This window comes from Sphingobacterium mizutaii, from assembly GCF_900187125.1.
GTDB classification, from domain to species: Bacteria; Bacteroidota; Bacteroidia; order Sphingobacteriales; family Sphingobacteriaceae; genus Sphingobacterium; species Sphingobacterium mizutaii.
Window position 1 is genome coordinate 3017154 of the sequence record NZ_LT906468.1, and the last position, 16468, is coordinate 3033621.

Sequence of the window (16468 nt, forward strand, 5' to 3'; positions counted from 1 at the left end):
TTTTATACTTGCGATGCCCACGTTTATGGCAGAGCGCACAGAGCGTGATCAACAAATTGCTGGGATAGTCCCAAGGTTCCTTGAACTGGTTGAGCCGATTGATAAAATGGTATTGCCGATGATGTACTTGCAATTGATGAACATCCTGACAGATGACACACTTATTATTGTCCCTGGCCAGAATAGCTTTCCGCTTCTGTTTCCACCTGATATCAAACAAAGAGGCGCCGTAAGTACCGTGCGTATCTGGAGTATTCATCGAGAAAAAATTAATAATTGACAGTTTTACGTGTTAGTTTGAACTAAAGTAAGAAGACTTATCTGATATTCTTTCTCCATGGATTAAAAATCAAGGTTTTAGAAAGAATAAATTAATATTTGTAGACAATCCATTATTTTTTCATAAAAACTGAATTCCAATAACATTTCTTTGTAACTTAATCTATTCTTTATAGGTATTACTTAAAATTGATAAGAAATATTGTCAATCTTTACTTGCATTTCAACACTAACTTTGCGTTTCACCCCTTTTTAACGAAACCTCCCGCAGATTTTCAAGATCAGACAGGAACCGTAAATGCCAATTCAACTATTTCCTCGTGTTACAATTTGAATCTTTAGAGAAGAAAAATCACTTAATCTAATTACCTAAATTATATAGTCATGGAATTATTAGAAAAAATTCTAAGTCTTGATCCGAATTATTTGATCATCGGATTACTCGTCCTATTTTTTACCTTGGAACAGATCAGCTCTAATCCATTTGCTTTCAAAAAAAGAGGCGAACATCTCATCCAGAACATCCTATTCCAGATCTTATTGACCCTGATGAACATCTTTTTCGTGGTCATCCAGGTCTACTGTATAGAATGGCTGAATAACCATAAAGTAGGTCTCCTATATCTTGTAGAGCTACCTTTCTGGACAAAACTGATTATCTCTGTCATGCTTTATGATTTCTCTACTTACTGGATTCATCGAGCGGCACACAAAGTACCCTTACTCTGGCGACTTCATCGGGTTCATCATAGCGATACCAGTATGGACTCCTCCAGTAGCTTCCGCTTTCATCCACTCGAAATGATCCTGGTTTACGAAACAGGAAACATCTTATCGGCGGCTGTTTTCGGCACTGACGTTCTTTCCCTAGGTCTTTATTATTTTATCCTTTACATCTTCCTGTTCCTGGAACATTCCAATCTTCACTTCCCGAACTGGCTCAATAGATCATTCGGATTAGTCTTTGTGATGCCTGACCATCATCGCGTACACCATGACCAAAACCAATTCTGTACCGACAGCAATTTTGCTGATATATTTATTCTCTGGGACCGCATATTCGGCACTTTCAAAACCCTTCCGGTCCATAAAATGAAATATGGGCTTATTGAATTTGATAGCGAAGAGAAACAAAGTTTCCTATATCTGATGAAGAGTCCTTTTATCAATATTAAGAGAATCAAGGGCGAGCGGGATGGTTGAAGCCCAAGGTTAAACATCCAGAAAAAAATTAGCTAATGAAAACCCTCTTTTTTACATCCCAAAAAAGGGGGTTTTATTCGAGGCATATTCGAGAATCATTCGAGCCATATTCGGAAAACCTACGAGCTCTTTTCGAACATGCTTTCCTATAAATTTTACTTGCTTATGGATGGTTCCGAATGTGACCAAATTAAGACCAGCATTAACTTAAAATAATTGAGCATTTTAAATAAGTCTTTTACAAAACCTAATAATCGACCAAGTGCAGTCAAATTGGCTTCTTTTATTATCTGTAACTAGAGTAACTAACTTTTACTTTTTTTTTCAGCATTTTTGATTGTACAACAATTAAGGTAAATGGGAAATATTAAGTTAGGCTTAAAGGAAAATTGGCAACAATTCAGCTTATTGATCCTGGTGAACATGATGGTTGGAGGAATGGTTGGTTTAGAACGAACTGTTGTTCCATTGGTTGGTACGGAGGTTTTTAAGATTCAATCAGATGTTGTTGTATTTTCTTTTATCATAGCTTTTGGAGTTGTCAAAGCATTTACCAATTTAATTTCTGGAGTATTAGCAGATAAATACACGCGTAAGAAGGTCCTGATCATGGGTTGGTTGATCGGCTTACCAGTTCCATTCTTGCTCGCCTTTGGACCATCTTGGAACTGGATCTTGTTTGCCAATATTTTACTGGGGATGAGCCAGGGATTAGCATGGTCTATGACCGTCAATATGAAAATCGACCTTGTGGGCAAGAAAAGTCGGGGATTGGCAATGGGCTTAAATGAAGCAGCGGGATATGGAGCTGTGGGATTGACAGCCCTGTTGACTGGATATCTGGCTTCAGAATATGGCCTTAGGCCCCAGCCTTTCTATATCGGAATTGCTTATACCGTTATCGGACTATTGCTTTCCCTATTCGTTATTCGCGACACAAGGAAGTTTGCCCAATTGGAAGCCCAAGCTATACCCCTTCGTTTCTCCAGCGAAAAGGCTCCCAAACCAACACTTGCATGGGTATTCAAGGAAACATCTTTTCGGAACAAAAATCTGTTTTCAGTTTCACAAGCGGGTTTGATCAATAATCTGAATGATGGGATGTCCTGGGGAGTGTTCCCTTTACTTTTCATATCCATGGGGGTTGGATTGGATGGTGTAGGTTGGATCAAAGCTATTTACCCCGTGGTATGGGGGCTTGGGCAGGTCATCACCGGTCCCTTAGCCGATAAATGGGGTCGCAAACCATTAATTGTTTGGGGAATGTTTGTCCAAGTGCTTGGCCATGTCGTCATCGGTATGGAAGCCTTTGAACCCTTGACTTCAGGAATCATAGGATCTATATTTTTAGGACTCGGTACCGCCATGGTCTACCCTGCACTCCTTGCCGCTGTCAGTGATGCTGCCCATCCTACTTGGCGAGCCTCTTCGCTAGGCGTGTACCGCTTTTGGCGAGATATGGGCTATGCCATAGGGGCTCTGATGGCCGGTATAGTAGGTAATTTTTTTGGTTTGATGTGGGCAGTCCATATCGCAGGATTCGTCACCCTGCTTTCTGGAATTTGGGTTTGGCTAAAAATGAAAGAAACAAAATAAATACAATTAAAAATGCCATTTTTATACTTTAAATTGATTCAAGCAATAAAGCAAACAGCAAAAATGAGTAAGACAAGTTCGTATTCCTTTAAAGCTCCTCTTGATATCATCGGTATCAACCCATTTGTATTTGTCCCAGAAACAATCCTTCATGACCTTTTCAGAATCCTCAATAGAGAAAAAGGAAATATTGCCTTAAAGGTCTCTGTCAACCGATCAAAATATCATCCACAAACTTTATTGCGCTATAAGGGAGATTGGAGACTATACATCAATACCAGTATGCTGAAAGACTCGCCCAAAAGATTAGGAGAAGAATTGATGATCAAGATAAAGCTAGATTTTTCAGAACGCAAGGTCAATATGCACCCTAAGCTTCAATCGGCGTTAGATGAAAATAGAGAAGCTAAGGCAGTCTTTGATTCCATAAGCCCTACCTTAAGGAAAGAAATAGTACGCTATATTGCTAACCTAAAAACTGAAAACAGCATTGTCCGGAATACGGACAGAGCTATCGCCTTCTTGTTAGGACAAGGAAGTTTTATCGGAAGAAATAAGATATAATCCTATTCAAGGAAGACTTATCTATTAGAAACTTTCTCCTTGAACTTCCTCAACTCCTCATCGATTAACTCTGGCCAAGTTTGTAGCCCCTCTCTGATCAGCTGTTCGCCAAATGTAGCATCCTCCTCTTTTGTTGCTGCTATGGCTTGCTCTTGCAATTGCTGCAGATTTTCCTTTGTAGGTGGTTCCACATTGGTATGAACGTCAGCCTTGATCTTTTTATCTTGATTTTCCATAGGCAATTGGCTTCAAGAATTAAGCCATAAAGGAATTAACTAATATATATACTAAAATATCTGAATTGTAGAATTTCAATTACAGGGAGTTAATCACCAAATTTCTACCTTCATAAAATTTTATTTTATGGACTACAGGAAAGATATTCAAGGGTTGAGGGCGATTGCTTTTCTATTGGTATTTATATTTCATTTAAACTCAAGTTGGCTTCCAGCGGGATTCCTCGGGGTTGATATATTCTTTGTAATTAGTGGTTATTTGATCACTTCCATTATCCTTCATAAGAAAGGGAATAACAAATTCAACATCCTGGAATTTTATGAAGGTCGATTAAAGAGGATCGCCCCAGCTTATTATTTCCTCCTCATGATCATCTCCATTGTCGGGTTCTTTATTTATCTACCCATGGACCTTGGACTTTTAAGGCGTTCTTTGATCACTGCAGGTCTATTTGTTTCCAATTTCTTTTTTGCTACTGGGGACTCCTATTTTGGAGCAAAACAGGCAGAGAATCCACTGTTGCATACTTGGTCCCTTGGAATAGAAATGCAATTTTATTTTCTTCTTCCTTTTATTCTAATTTTATTTAAGAAGAAATATCTGCCTTACATCCTTGCCGGAATCATTAGCATCATTTTAGGATACTACCAATATCGATTTATGGTCTTCGGTCAAGAAAGCGGCACTTATTATAGCCTTTTGGCTAGGATTCCAGAATTTTTGATTGGTGCTTTCATGAGTGTTACCTTAACAAATGGTCAAATTAAGAACAAAAAATACAGCCTTCCTTTTGCCCTATCTGGTGTTTTATTATTGATCTATGGCTTAATGAGTTTAGATGCAAATTCTGCATTTCCAGGAATCAATTCATTCCTCCCATGCTTAGGAATTGGCTTGATCCTAATTTCAAATGACAATTTTATCACCCGACTTTTAGCATCAAAACCCCTTGTCTACATCGGTACTCTATCTTACTCACTATATCTTTGGCATTGGCCTTTGATGGCATTCCAACGTTATAGAGAAGGGGTTTTTGAAGGACATCAATTTGATTGGAAAGAGATTTTTATCATCAGCATTTTAACCTTTGCATTGAGCTGGCTTTCCTATACCTTTATTGAAAATTCAATCCGAAAAGGAAGCACCAAAAAATTCCTGATTAAAATTGCCTGTATTGTGGTTCCTTTTGGAATTGCCACCTATAGTTTGCATTGGCTTTCCAAAAAATTCGAAATACCTTATGAATTTACACAGCCTTCCTTCGCAACTGGATCTCATAATGTGAGCCATGTAGATACTCTAGGTGATCGAAAAGACAAGAATCCAAATGTGTTTTTATTAGGCAACAGCCATGCTAATTCTATCAAACCTTTATTCAATGTCCTTGGCGAAAAGTTTCAATTTTCTATTAAGACCTTAACCTCCGATAGCTTCCCGGCATTGGAAGGGATCGAAAAAAGGGAAATTCCAGAACGAGAAATGTTGTTTTATAATATTTCTAGGGACCTTGTTCCACAAACAAAGCAACACATTGAATCCAGCGAGGTCATCATTATTTCTGCAGATTCATTTAATGAATATCCTAGTGTTACTAAAGCTGTGGATTCCCTTGCTAAGACCTTGAAACCTAACCAAAAGTTAGTTTTAATCAACTCCTATCCTATTCTAGATCGAAATCCAGTAAGGATCAACCATGGCTTCGTGAAAAATAGCGACTATAAATTTAAAGTTACTCCGAATAACCATAGCTTACATACCATAGATTCAATCGCACTTGTAAACAAAAACGTACTAATTTGGGATATTTCAAAAGCATCCATTTATAAAGATGCTCCTTATTATAAAGACACCTTAATCTATTATGATGATAGGCATATCAACCGCCGTGGTGCAATATTATTAGGAAAAGAAATCGAAGAAAATTTCAAAAAGAAAATTTTACCGGCCATCCAAAACTAGTTGACTGATATTTCATTAATTTAGGAGTATAACCTGAAAATTTATGAAGATCATCGATAAGCTTGCTTGGATTGAAATTAAGGACGGAAAAATTCTGTCTACCAAATCATTCGGAAAGGAAAAGTATTACATTCCTGGAGGCAAAAGGGAGGCTGGTGAATCGGATATTGAAGCTCTGACACGTGAAATTTCGGAAGAATTACAAGTCCAATTAATTCCAAGCAGCATCTATTATATGGGAACCTTCGAGGCACAGGCCGATAGCCATCCTGAAGGAACCCTTGTCAAGATGACCTGCTATACAGCTGAATATACTGGAGAGCTGAAAGCGAGTTCTGAAATAGAATGGGTTGAATGGCTAAACTATGCTGATCTGGAGCGTGTTTCTGCCGTCGACAAAATCATCTTTAAACAACTAAAAGAGCAAGGAGATTTGCACTAAATTATTTCCAAAAAAAATAAATCCAGTTTTTTGTAACCTTTTCTGCTTTGCCTTCCACTAATGTATAAAATCAAATAATATGGAAGCATTAGAAGTATTAATTCCAATTTCATTTTTTGCTTGTATTGTACTCTGTACATATTTTATCAGCAAATATAGATCTGAAACGATTACCAAATTAGGCGGACCGATTCCGAGAACACCGGGCAAACCAAATTCTTGGAAGAAAATTGGGATTGTGGTGATCGGCTTTGCCACCGGCGCACTATTATCAGGTATATTGTTTGCCACGGGCATATTGAAAGATTCAGATTGGGATGGTTTTATCATTATTGGGCTTATTTCCTTAACGGTAGGGATTTCATTAATTATTGCAGATAAACAAGACAAAAAAGAAGAGAACAGCATTGATGGATAGTCTTTACATAGACAAAATTCTTTCTGGAGATCGCCATGCCTTTAGCTACTTTATCAGTACCTATAAAGACATGGCCTTTTCCATTGCTATCTCTATTGTAAAAAACGAACTTCTTGCCGAGGAAGTCGCCCAAGAGTCCTTCGTCCAGACCTATCTTTCATTGAGGAACTTTAAGGGCAATTCAAAATTCAGCACTTGGTTTTATAAGATCGTGGTGCATTGCTCTTACAAGATGATCCAGAAGAAATCCATTCAATTTGTGGAATTAGACCTCGGTCAGCACGATCTTCAGTTTGATGATCATGCCTTGAAAAACTTGATGATCGAGGAACAAAAACAAATGATAAACGAAGTTTTGAGAAGGTTACCCAGCAATGAAGCTCTCGCCTTGAGGTTGTTTTATCTCGAGGAATTATCAGCCGTGGAACTATGTGAAATTACGGGTTGGACCATGGCAAACTGTAAAGTCATCCTACACCGAGCTCGGAAAAGAATGGCAATAGAACTAAACAAAGATTTAAGTACAATGCAATATGGAGGAGAATAAGGACAATTTCAAGGATTTCATGAAAATGGCAAAATTGGAGATGCCTTTTGATGATTTTGACGACAAGGTAATGGCGAAAATTGAGAAGATTGAAGCAGAGCAAGAATCTATCAGCAAGTCTAGGAAATATGCATTGATATTTTTTGCTGCTGGTACGCTTTTTGGAATCTGCTTAAATTATCTAGTAACAGAATTGATTTTTCCCAAAATAGCAGATCATCAGCTCAGGAATTATTTGGGACTATTTTCCCAAATGGCCTATGTGGTCTTGATTGTATTGTTCAGTGATAAGATCCTGAAGCTAAAAAGACTCCTAAAAAACCCTGAACTATAAATTTGCGGTTACTATTGTCTTAAGTTTTTATAAATCCGTCAAAAGTAAAAGTGTTTTACATTAATAATTTTTACTTTTATTAAAATTTATTGTTTTATGATGGATTTAGATCATTATAAACTATTAAAGTTTGTAAACACCTCCATGGACTTCGACAACTATTTCAGGTTGGTAAACGACAGCAAGGTGATGGAAATGATAACGGAAAGACCTATTGAATATGCTGAGGCACGAGATGATTTCAAGAAACTATTGAAATTAAACTCCATCTCCCCAAACTTTGGCACCTTTAAAATCATTGAAAAGAAAAAAGGTTCTTTTATTGGTTTAGCAAAACTTGAAATCACCGAATCCAATGCAGACATTGCAGAGTTAGGCTACATCATCATTCCGGAATTCTGGGGAAAGGGAATCGCAGGCCAGGTGGCAGAATATTTAATCCAATACGCTAAATCCATAAAAAACCTGAAGGGCCTATTTGCCATAATTGATCCAAAAAATTATGCCTCGCGAAAGATCTTAACCAAAAATGGATTTCAATCTAGAGAATTCCGAGATTTTGATGGGCTCCCAGGAGAAATATTAGAATTGACATTTTAAAATTATTAATGAAGAATAGTACGAGGAACTTCTATGTGCTGACTGGTGGACCTGGAACCGGCAAGACAAGTTTGTTAAAACTTCTTGAAGAAAAAGGAATCCCCTGTATTCCAGAAGTGGCACGGGAAATCATAAAAGATCAAATTATTAAACGAGGGTCTGCCCTCCCTTGGGCCGATAAGGATGCGTATGCCCAGTTGATGTGGACTGAATCCCTTCGCTCCTATGAATTGACCAAACAGAGTTATGAATCCGAAATGGTCTTCTTTGACCGAGGCCTGCTTGATAGCATTGGTTATATGGAAATGGAGAATATTAAGATCAGTCAAGAAATACAGGATTTCCTAAGTACGGCCCTGTATAAAAAAATATTTATCCTTCCGCCTTGGGAAGAAATTTATGTAACTGATGCTGAACGGAAACAAACTTGGCAGGAAGCCTTGGAAACCTTTGAATCCATGAAAAATGTTTACGAAAAATATGGATATGAGGTCATTGAAGTTCCTAGATTAACCTTAGCGGAACGGGTGCAATTCATCGAAAAAAACATATAAAAAAGGCTACCTAAAATTTTAGGTAGCCTCTCCATTTTAAATTATTGCCTTAATTTTTAGATTGGTAATCTTTATTTTGGGTCAATTTAGGGTTACGCTGAAGTTCATCCAAGGAGATTGGCCATAAAAGGTCAGAATCTTTGAATGTAGCTCCAGAGGCATTTTTACCGCCTACTAAGTTTATGTAGGTAACTCTTCCTTTTTCAGTCTCTGAAATAACTGGGAATTTACCGGTACGCAAACAGTCGTCCCACATCTTGAACTCAAGTGGCAATTCACGAAGGCGTTCAGTCCATACCTCTTCCACAAAAGCTGTTGGAGAAAGCGCCTGAAGTTCTGTTGTGAACTGTGCAACAGTTTTATTGGTCGTACTTGCACGAGCCTTGATCCTTGCTAGGTAGCCTGCAGCTTCTGCTGTTACGGCATTGGCAGCCTTAGCTGTACTTTCTGCAGCGATCAATAATGCCTCCGCATAACGGTAGATATTGAAATCTTTGGTACCACGACCAGAAGTCAATACCGCAGCTTCATCTACATAATACCAAACACCAGCGTCTTCCGATTTCCATATCTTTCCTGTATTCGGGTTTTTATATTCCCAGTGGAAAAATTGGTTAGGCTGGATCCTTAGGTCATCAGCTTTGTAAACGTTCAAGAACCTTTTTGTCGGTCCATAAACGCGTTCGAAGATGGCATATTTATCAAATACCGCTGTTGCTGAAGAGTTGAAGCCATAAGTTGGCCACCAACCGCTTGAAGAAATCGTTCCATCAAACTCATAGGCATAGATTGACTCCGCTAGGTTATCAGTCGAACGTAACTTGTTGTAAGCACTCTTCATTTTCAAATCCTCATTTGCAGTCAGGTTATGCGGAGAGTTGACCACCATTTTGGAATAGGTAGCAGCTTCTGCGAATTTGCCCTGTTGCAAGTATACATTGGCAAGAGTCATTGCAGCAACGTATTTAGTGATACGGTTCTTGTTCTCTGTAAATGTTACAGCTGGCAATCCATCGACAGCATCTTTTAAGTCTTGCTCAATAGCTTGGTAAACCGTAGCTACTGGAGAACGCTCTAGGTAAAGATTGTCAAGGTTTTCAGTAGGTTCCAAATGCAAAGGCACATCTCCGAATGTTTTCACCAAATAGAAGTAGTTAAAAGCTCTGAAGAACTTCGCCGTAGCGATCAAGGTCTTCTGTTGGTTGGCATCCGTAAACGGAATCTCCGGGATGTGTTTCACAGCACCATTGGCGATATTGATGGAATTATAACTGTCATTCCAGATCGTGTTCATGGTGTTCGATACGATACGGGTGTTTTCCTGCCTGTTCAATAATCTTGAATACTGACAGATTAACTCTTGGTTTTCATAAGAGTTTGTAAAGTATCCCGTTAAAAATGTAGGTATAGAAGCTGTTGGGCCTAGGTATGCACTTCCGGCATTTCCGTATCTTACGGTTGCTCCCCTACGATATAATGCATTGACATTACCTATGGCTTGGGCCTCGGTCTTATAGAAGAAATTCAAGGTCTCATTGGACTTCGGCTGTTCTTCTAAAAACTTCTCGCAGGAACTCAAACCTAGCACACCTGTCAATAGTATAGCGATTGCAAAATTTCTAGTTTTCATAATAATAATTCTAAAGATTATAAGGTCAGGTTAACTCCGAAAGTGAAAGTCTTCGCTCTTGGGTAGGAGAAGAAAGTCATGTTCTGACCGAACTTGTTCCCTTCACCCAATGAGGTACTTTCAGGATCGTATCCTTGGAAATCCTTGTTGGTAAACAACCATGGGTTGTTCGCACTTGCATAGATGCGCAATGCCGAGAATCCCATTCTGCTAGCAAGGTCAGACTTGAAGGTATAACCCAATTGCAGCACGTTAACACGTAGGTATGAACCATCAACCACCCATTGTGAATCCACATTGGTATCCTGTCCTGCGTGACCATTGTTTGTCAAATAAATGGCCTGTTGCATCGTACCTGGATTGGTTCCATTGTATGCATCGGTCAAGATAGTTTTCAGACCATTGGTGATACCGAAACGGTCATAGGTCGAGTGGAAGAACTGTTGCATGGTTTCTACGCCGTAAACGAACTGAAGGTCAACCGTAAGGTCGAAGTTCTTGTAGTTCACGGTGTTGATAAAACTTCCCATCCAATCAGGCACACCCTGTCCCAAAATCCTTTGGGTAGTGGAACGTTTTGGCCTACCGATCTTGTTCTCATCGATCTCTCCGTTTTCGAAATCCTGTACGGTATAGATCTTTTCACGTTCGTACCCGTAGAAACTGTTCAGGTTCTCGCCTACGCGGATGATACTGTTAGGTCCACCAACCCATCCGTTCAATAGGATGTCTTCGTTGTTTTCACCTAGTTTCAATACCTTGTTCTTGTTGTAGCTACCGTTCAGGCTGATGTTCCAGGATAGGTCATCCCTGCGGATCGGATTGGCAGTAACCAATACCTCTACCCCGCTGTTCCTTACTGAACCGATGTTTTTCCAGACATCATTGAATCCTGTAGAATATGGAACCGGTGCTCTCAATAACAGGTCGGTTGTAGTCCTGTTGTAATAGGAGATATCAAAGTTCAATTTGTTCTCGAACAATCCTAATTCAAAACCAGCATCGTATGTCTTTGTCTTTTCCCATTGCAATCCTGGGTTACCTAGGTTTCCTACAACATAAGATGGTTCACGGTTTCCGTTGATCAAGGTCGTTCCGGCACCGATCATGAACAATGATGAGTAAGGGTCGATTTCTGAGTTACCGGTAATACCATAAGAAGTGTGGAGTTTCAGGTTGCTTACTGTAGTTTGGTCTTTCATGAACTGTTCGTTTGATACATTCCATGCTAAACCTGCAGACGGGAAGAAACCATATTTCTTATCCTGTCCAAATTTGGAAGAACCATCGGCACGGGCCGTCAATGTTACCGAGTAACGGTCATCGTAGCTATAGTTACCACGGACGAAATACGAGTTCATCGCCCATTTGTTCGTTCCTGATCCTGGAGAACCTGGGATAGAACCTACGCCTAGGTTATTGTATTCATAGGCATCGGTAGTGAATCCTTCGGTACGGGTATTGAACCCAAAGTAAGCACGTTCCTGCCAAGAAAGACCCGCCATAGCATTGACCCTATGTTTATCGAAGGTCTTGTTATAGGTCAGGTACGTTTCTTCTTGCCAGTATAGGTCATTCCAGCTGCTTACTTCCGCCCAACCGTTAGGTCTTGAGATGTTATTCAATAAAATAGAAGAGTAACCTCTGTATTCTTTTCTGTGGTTGTCAATACCAAATTGGGTCTTAAGGTCTAGACCATCAGCTAAATGGAAGGTCAATGCCGCATTACCGAAGATCTGGGTATTGTAACGCATTCTCTTCTGCAAGTCCAAGATAGAGACAGGGTTTGCCATACCTTCAAACGCTAACACGTTAGAGACCGTTGAAGAAGAAGAGTTTGTGTATTTACCATCTGGTTGGTAGATAGGTAACCAAGGAAGCATTTCGATCATGGTACGACGTGCGTCCTGGCCTCCACCATCTTCCGGTGTATGGCGACCCCAAGTATGGTTTGCCAAAAGGTTGACACTGGTCGATAACCATTCCTTTACCTTGGAATCATAGGCCAATTTACCGTTGATACGTTTGCTGTAGGTATTGTTCACCACACCTTGGTTTTCGGAGTAGTTCAGGAATGCACCTACCGATGAATTCTCGTCACCTTGTTGGATATCGATCTGGTGGTTGTGGGACAGGGAATTCCTGGTCGCCTCTTTCTGCCAGTCCGTATTGTACAATGGGTTTCCGCTTGCATCGAAATAGTTCGGGTCATTGAACCAGGAAGTCTTGCTCAGGTTCCAGTTCTTACCCTGCCATTTGTTCTCGTTCTCTAGACCGATCATGAAGGCATCCACCCATTCCTGTCCGCTCAGCACGTCCATATAGCGCTGTACGGAGTTGCTGCTCACCGAACCTTGGTAACTGATCGTCCTTCTGCCATCCTTGTTACCCCTTTTGGTGGTAACCAAGATTACACCATTGGCACCACGGGCACCATAGATCGCTGCTGAAGATGCGTCCTTCAATACCTCGATGCTCTGGATGTCGTTCGGGTTCAATAGATGGAAATCCTGCATCACCACTCCGTCCACAACGTAAAGTGGGTTGGAGGAGGAATTGATGGTGTTCGTACCGCGGATGATCACCCTATTGGCATAGGCACCCGGCTGGCTCGAGTTGGAATAGATGTTGACACCTGGAGCCTTACCCCTTAAGTTTTCCAGGGGACTGAAGCTCTGCGCCTTGATCATGTCCTCTCCTTTTACGTTGGAGATGGATCCCGTCACGTCGGACTTTCTCATGGTACCATAACCTACGACCACCAATTCTTCGATCTGTTGATCCGAACTCTCCAGAGAGAAGTTCATGGTCGTAGAACTTACCGTTTTCTCTTGGGACTTGAACCCTAAGAAATTGGCAACGATGACCTGACCGGTATTCGCTGCAATCGAGAAATTACCGTTGTCGTCGGTCTGAGTAGCGGTACTGGTACCTTTGACCGAAATGGTCACCCCGCCCATAGGCTGGTTGGTACCTGCATCACGGACAACACCTGAAACGGTCTGTTGCTGCAAATTAGTGGTTAGGACTACGTTCGGTCCGAAGCCAACATTGGCATTGGCCGGACTGTAACTTGTTGCGAGGAGCACTAAGGGAATAATCCATAGCCTCTTTCCTCTACGAGTAAAATTGTCAGAATTCCACATAAAAATATAGTTAGTAATAAATAATGCTAAAACGATTTATAATTTTGGCTCTAAAAATCTCTAATACAGGTTTCCTAATAAATAATTGCTTTAGGCTTTCTTTTCAATAGTTAAAGTTCATCACGAATTAACGCAATAAATTTGATTTCAGCTATACTTTTTAAAAAATTTATAAACGGCTTTGTGTTTTGCAGTATTGATTAATGGATACAAAAAATTATAGTTAATTATTAAAATACATTCCTTAAAAGGAACTGTTTAATCACGAAGGTTAATTTATTATAATAAATTTACTGGAAAATAATGGAAAACTTAAAATAAACTGTAGATAAATATCTATATTTTAGGAAATCTTTGGGAGAATTGCCCAAAAATAAACGTGCAACTATTTATCTATTGTCAATAAATATAATGATAATAGCAGCCTGTAGATTTTCTCTATGCTTAAGATTTGGAACCTAAAAAGGAAATATCTTGTACCTCCAGAATATGTTTATTGTAACCATGGATGGATACAACGATCATGGCTTTAGCAACCTCTTCTAGGGTGAGGAAATAGGTTTTACTAAAAGGTCTCAAGATTGGATAAAGAGAGGTTATCAGTTTGAAGATACCTTTTACATTTTTTGCGCCAGGTGTAGGTCGCATAAAGGCAGGTCGAAAATTATATACCGCTTTAAAAGGCAGTTTCATTAAGTCATTTTCTGTTTTTCCTTTGACCCGAGCCCACATGGTTTTACCTTTTTCAGAACTATCGGTTCCTGAACCCGAAACATAACAAAAAGTCATGTCTGGATTAATGGAAACTAACTTTTTCGCAAAGTTTAAGGTGAGGTCATAAGTTAACTTGCTGTATTGTTGTTCATCCATTCCAATGGATGAAACACCAGCGCAGAAATAACAAGCATTGTATGCAGAAAGATCTTGGCCAAGGCTATCGATATCAAGGATATCAGGTAGAACTACTTGCGACAATTTAGGATGCTGGAGGGGGTATTCCTTTCTATTGATAATCAAAACCTGTTCCACCTCAGGATTGACCAAACATTCCTGAAGTACGCCTTCCCCAACCATACCAGTAGCTCCCGTAATAATCACTTTGAGTTTTTGCATACGTAATCTCAATAATCCAAAATCCTAATAAACAAATCGGTACACAAACTATTCCAAAATTTGGAAATAAACAGACCCTGCACATTAAATGATCGATTGATAATAATAACTTTCTCGCTATTTTTTCAAAATAGTAATCATGATTTTATATTTTAGAAATATTTTTTACTTTCGCGTTTGTTTGAGAAATATTTTCATAAACAAAACCCAATCCATTAATATTAAATTAAAATTCTCTATATGCTACAAATTTACCTTCGCTCTCTATTTATCTTCGTTTTCTGTTTTTTATTAATGTCCAAATCCCATGCACAAGGTCAAAAGTTTGCTTTCTTGGAAGGAATGGGTTCAGGTGCTTTGGTCAATGCCAATTTTGACATGAGATTTAAATCCGAATCAAGAGAAGGATTGGGTTTCAAGGCCGGAATTGGATATTCGGGCTTGTATATGGATGAACAATTATTGACCATTCCAATTGGTGTCAATTATTTGCTGGGAAAGAATAGAAGCGGATTGTTATTAGGCGTCAATGCATTGATTTCAGCCACCTCGGACCATTACAATGGAGAACTGAAGTCTTTTGTTCCCTCATTGGAATTAGGCTATCGATTTCGCCCAATTGAAAAAGGCTTCGCATTCCAAGTGACTTATAATCCTCTTTTTAATACAGTTGATGGCTTTAAACCTTTGTGGTTTGGCGTGGGATTGGGCTTCGCTTGGTAGTGAAGGAAAAAACAAGTTTTTTATTAACCTAGAATAAACTTTTAGTCATTTCCATTGTCTACCTTTTAACTATTAGCGCCTGAAGAAATTAAAATAAAGCGTATTTAATGCTAATTCACTAACTGATTATAGATTATGAAAAACTTTACTTGCTTATTCTTATTCCTGACTCTGTTTATTAGCAGTTGTGAAAAGACTGAAGACATCAATGATTCCAACGTACAATCCTTTCAGCTGATTGAAAACCACAAGGAGATTAAAGGAAAAGTTGTTTCAGTTACCGCGAATGAAAATTGCGGGAAAATCTATGTTTCAGCCAGAATTGACGGAGTAGATGGACAGTATGCTAACGTTTTCTTTACCTTATTGTCCAATGGAGAACTGGAATCCGTAAAATATAATGCTGACCTCCCAGCAGAACAAAACCTATTCTACACCCAGGCAATAGAGCCAAAAAAATCCTTTTCCATTGAAGACTTTAAATATGACCGCCAGAGTCAAACAGCCTCTTTTAAATTTAAGGGAAAGGTTTTTGGACATACTAATGCAAAAGCGGAAATGCAAATTGAGGGATCAGTCCATGCAAAGGATATTGAAAGTTTGAAGTGTGATGCAATCATTTTTGAAATTAGAACCACCGATCCAAAATTTAATTTCTTTTCAATAACAAGTTCCACCTCCAAAACCCACTTTGTTGATAAGGATGGATTCTATGATTATTATTATAAAAGTCTGTCCAATTCAGGGCAACATTTAAGACTAAGGTTAGAAAAAGGTATAGCTAACTATTTGGATCAAGAAATCGAGCTGGATGAGGAAAATCAGAAAAACTGGGTAGAATACATGGAATATACTGGTCCTTTCGTTGTAGGTTTAAACGTCAATATCATTCCATCAGAATGGAAGAAATTTAAGGTCAAGGGCAAAATCCAATCCTTAAAAAAGCATTCAAATCCTCCAGATATTTTTGGTAAATATTTCGAGGGATACATGGTCTTGGATATCTATGATAAGGAAAAAATAATAGTAGAAAATGCTGTTTTACCTTTTGAGGTAAAAGATATATAAGGTTCATCAAATGAATGATGAAAGACATCCAATTAAACATAAATTGGATGTCTTT

General features: G+C 39.0%; 17 protein-coding genes. 13 read left to right on the forward strand and 4 right to left on the reverse strand.

The window, feature by feature from the left end; genetic code table 11:
• The first annotated feature begins 25 nt into the window (after positions 1-25).
• From CKW03_RS20465 to CKW03_RS13120, 4 genes are all read left to right on the forward strand, one after another.
• Positions 26-280 carry a hypothetical protein gene (locus CKW03_RS20465; RefSeq protein WP_157739518.1) on the forward strand — a complete coding sequence of 85 codons (255 nt, stop codon included), beginning with the start codon at positions 26-28 and terminating at the stop codon, positions 278-280.
• 383 nt (positions 281-663) lie between these two features.
• Positions 664-1482 (forward strand): sterol desaturase family protein, encoded by an 819-nt coding sequence (locus CKW03_RS13110; RefSeq protein WP_093097603.1) that lies wholly within the window; start codon positions 664-666, stop codon positions 1480-1482.
• A 357-nt stretch (positions 1483-1839) separates the two neighbouring features.
• Positions 1840-3078 carry an MFS transporter gene (locus CKW03_RS13115; RefSeq protein WP_093097605.1) on the forward strand — a complete coding sequence of 413 codons (1239 nt, stop codon included), beginning with the start codon at positions 1840-1842 and terminating at the stop codon, positions 3076-3078.
• 63 nt (positions 3079-3141) lie between these two features.
• On the forward strand, positions 3142-3642 hold the full coding sequence (locus tag CKW03_RS13120) for a YdeI/OmpD-associated family protein (protein WP_093097825.1): 501 nt from the start codon (positions 3142-3144) through the stop codon (positions 3640-3642).
• 17 nt (positions 3643-3659) lie between these two features.
• Here CKW03_RS13120 and CKW03_RS13125 read toward each other — a convergent pair whose 3' ends face one another.
• Positions 3660-3878 carry a hypothetical protein gene (locus CKW03_RS13125; protein WP_093097607.1) on the reverse strand — a complete coding sequence of 73 codons (219 nt, stop codon included), beginning with the start codon at positions 3876-3878 and terminating at the stop codon, positions 3660-3662.
• Between the two features lie 127 nt (positions 3879-4005).
• Between CKW03_RS13125 and CKW03_RS13130 the strand changes: the two genes are divergently transcribed.
• The 7 genes from CKW03_RS13130 (at position 4006) to CKW03_RS13160 (ending at position 8733) form a co-directional block, all read left to right on the forward strand.
• Positions 4006-5838, forward strand: coding sequence for an acyltransferase family protein (locus CKW03_RS13130; protein ID WP_093097609.1), 1833 nt, complete (start codon positions 4006-4008; stop codon positions 5836-5838).
• A gap of 43 nt (positions 5839-5881) precedes the next feature.
• Positions 5882-6280, forward strand: coding sequence for an NUDIX hydrolase (locus tag CKW03_RS13135; protein ID WP_093097611.1), 399 nt, complete (start codon positions 5882-5884; stop codon positions 6278-6280).
• 79 nt (positions 6281-6359) lie between these two features.
• Positions 6360-6698 (forward strand): hypothetical protein, encoded by a 339-nt coding sequence (locus tag CKW03_RS13140; protein ID WP_093097613.1) that lies wholly within the window; start codon positions 6360-6362, stop codon positions 6696-6698.
• Positions 6691-7245: an RNA polymerase sigma factor gene (locus tag CKW03_RS13145; protein ID WP_093097826.1), complete on the forward strand. Its 555-nt coding sequence runs from the start codon at positions 6691-6693 to the stop codon at positions 7243-7245. The genes CKW03_RS13140 and CKW03_RS13145 overlap by 8 nt, the downstream gene beginning before the upstream one ends.
• Entirely contained in the window at positions 7232-7579 is a 348-nt protein-coding gene (locus tag CKW03_RS13150) for a hypothetical protein (RefSeq protein ID WP_093097615.1), read from the forward strand. The genes CKW03_RS13145 and CKW03_RS13150 overlap by 14 nt, the downstream gene beginning before the upstream one ends.
• Positions 7580-7675: 96 nt before the next feature.
• Complete coding sequence (locus tag CKW03_RS13155) at positions 7676-8179, forward strand: GNAT family N-acetyltransferase (protein WP_197700939.1); 504 nt, start codon at positions 7676-7678, stop codon at positions 8177-8179.
• 8 nt (positions 8180-8187) lie between these two features.
• Positions 8188-8733, forward strand: coding sequence for an AAA family ATPase (locus tag CKW03_RS13160; protein WP_093097616.1), 546 nt, complete (start codon positions 8188-8190; stop codon positions 8731-8733).
• A 49-nt stretch (positions 8734-8782) separates the two neighbouring features.
• On the opposite strand, the gene CKW03_RS13165 is transcribed toward CKW03_RS13160, so the two are convergent.
• From CKW03_RS13165 to CKW03_RS13175, 3 genes are all read right to left on the reverse strand, one after another.
• Positions 8783-10363: a RagB/SusD family nutrient uptake outer membrane protein gene (locus CKW03_RS13165; RefSeq protein WP_093097618.1), complete on the reverse strand. Its 1581-nt coding sequence runs from the start codon at positions 10361-10363 to the stop codon at positions 8783-8785.
• A 17-nt stretch (positions 10364-10380) separates the two neighbouring features.
• On the reverse strand, positions 10381-13509 hold the full coding sequence (locus CKW03_RS13170; protein ID WP_093097620.1) for a SusC/RagA family TonB-linked outer membrane protein: 3129 nt from the start codon (positions 13507-13509) through the stop codon (positions 10381-10383).
• A gap of 444 nt (positions 13510-13953) precedes the next feature.
• Complete coding sequence (locus tag CKW03_RS13175) at positions 13954-14622, reverse strand: NAD-dependent epimerase/dehydratase family protein (RefSeq protein ID WP_093097621.1); 669 nt, start codon at positions 14620-14622, stop codon at positions 13954-13956.
• Between the two features lie 294 nt (positions 14623-14916).
• Between CKW03_RS13175 and CKW03_RS13180 the strand changes: the two genes are divergently transcribed.
• Positions 14917-15345, forward strand: a complete 429-nt coding sequence (locus tag CKW03_RS13180; protein ID WP_093097623.1) for a hypothetical protein — start codon at positions 14917-14919, stop codon at positions 15343-15345.
• Between the two features lie 135 nt (positions 15346-15480).
• On the forward strand, positions 15481-16413 hold the full coding sequence (locus CKW03_RS13185) for a hypothetical protein (RefSeq protein ID WP_093097624.1): 933 nt from the start codon (positions 15481-15483) through the stop codon (positions 16411-16413).
• Positions 16414-16468: the final 55 nt, after the last annotated feature.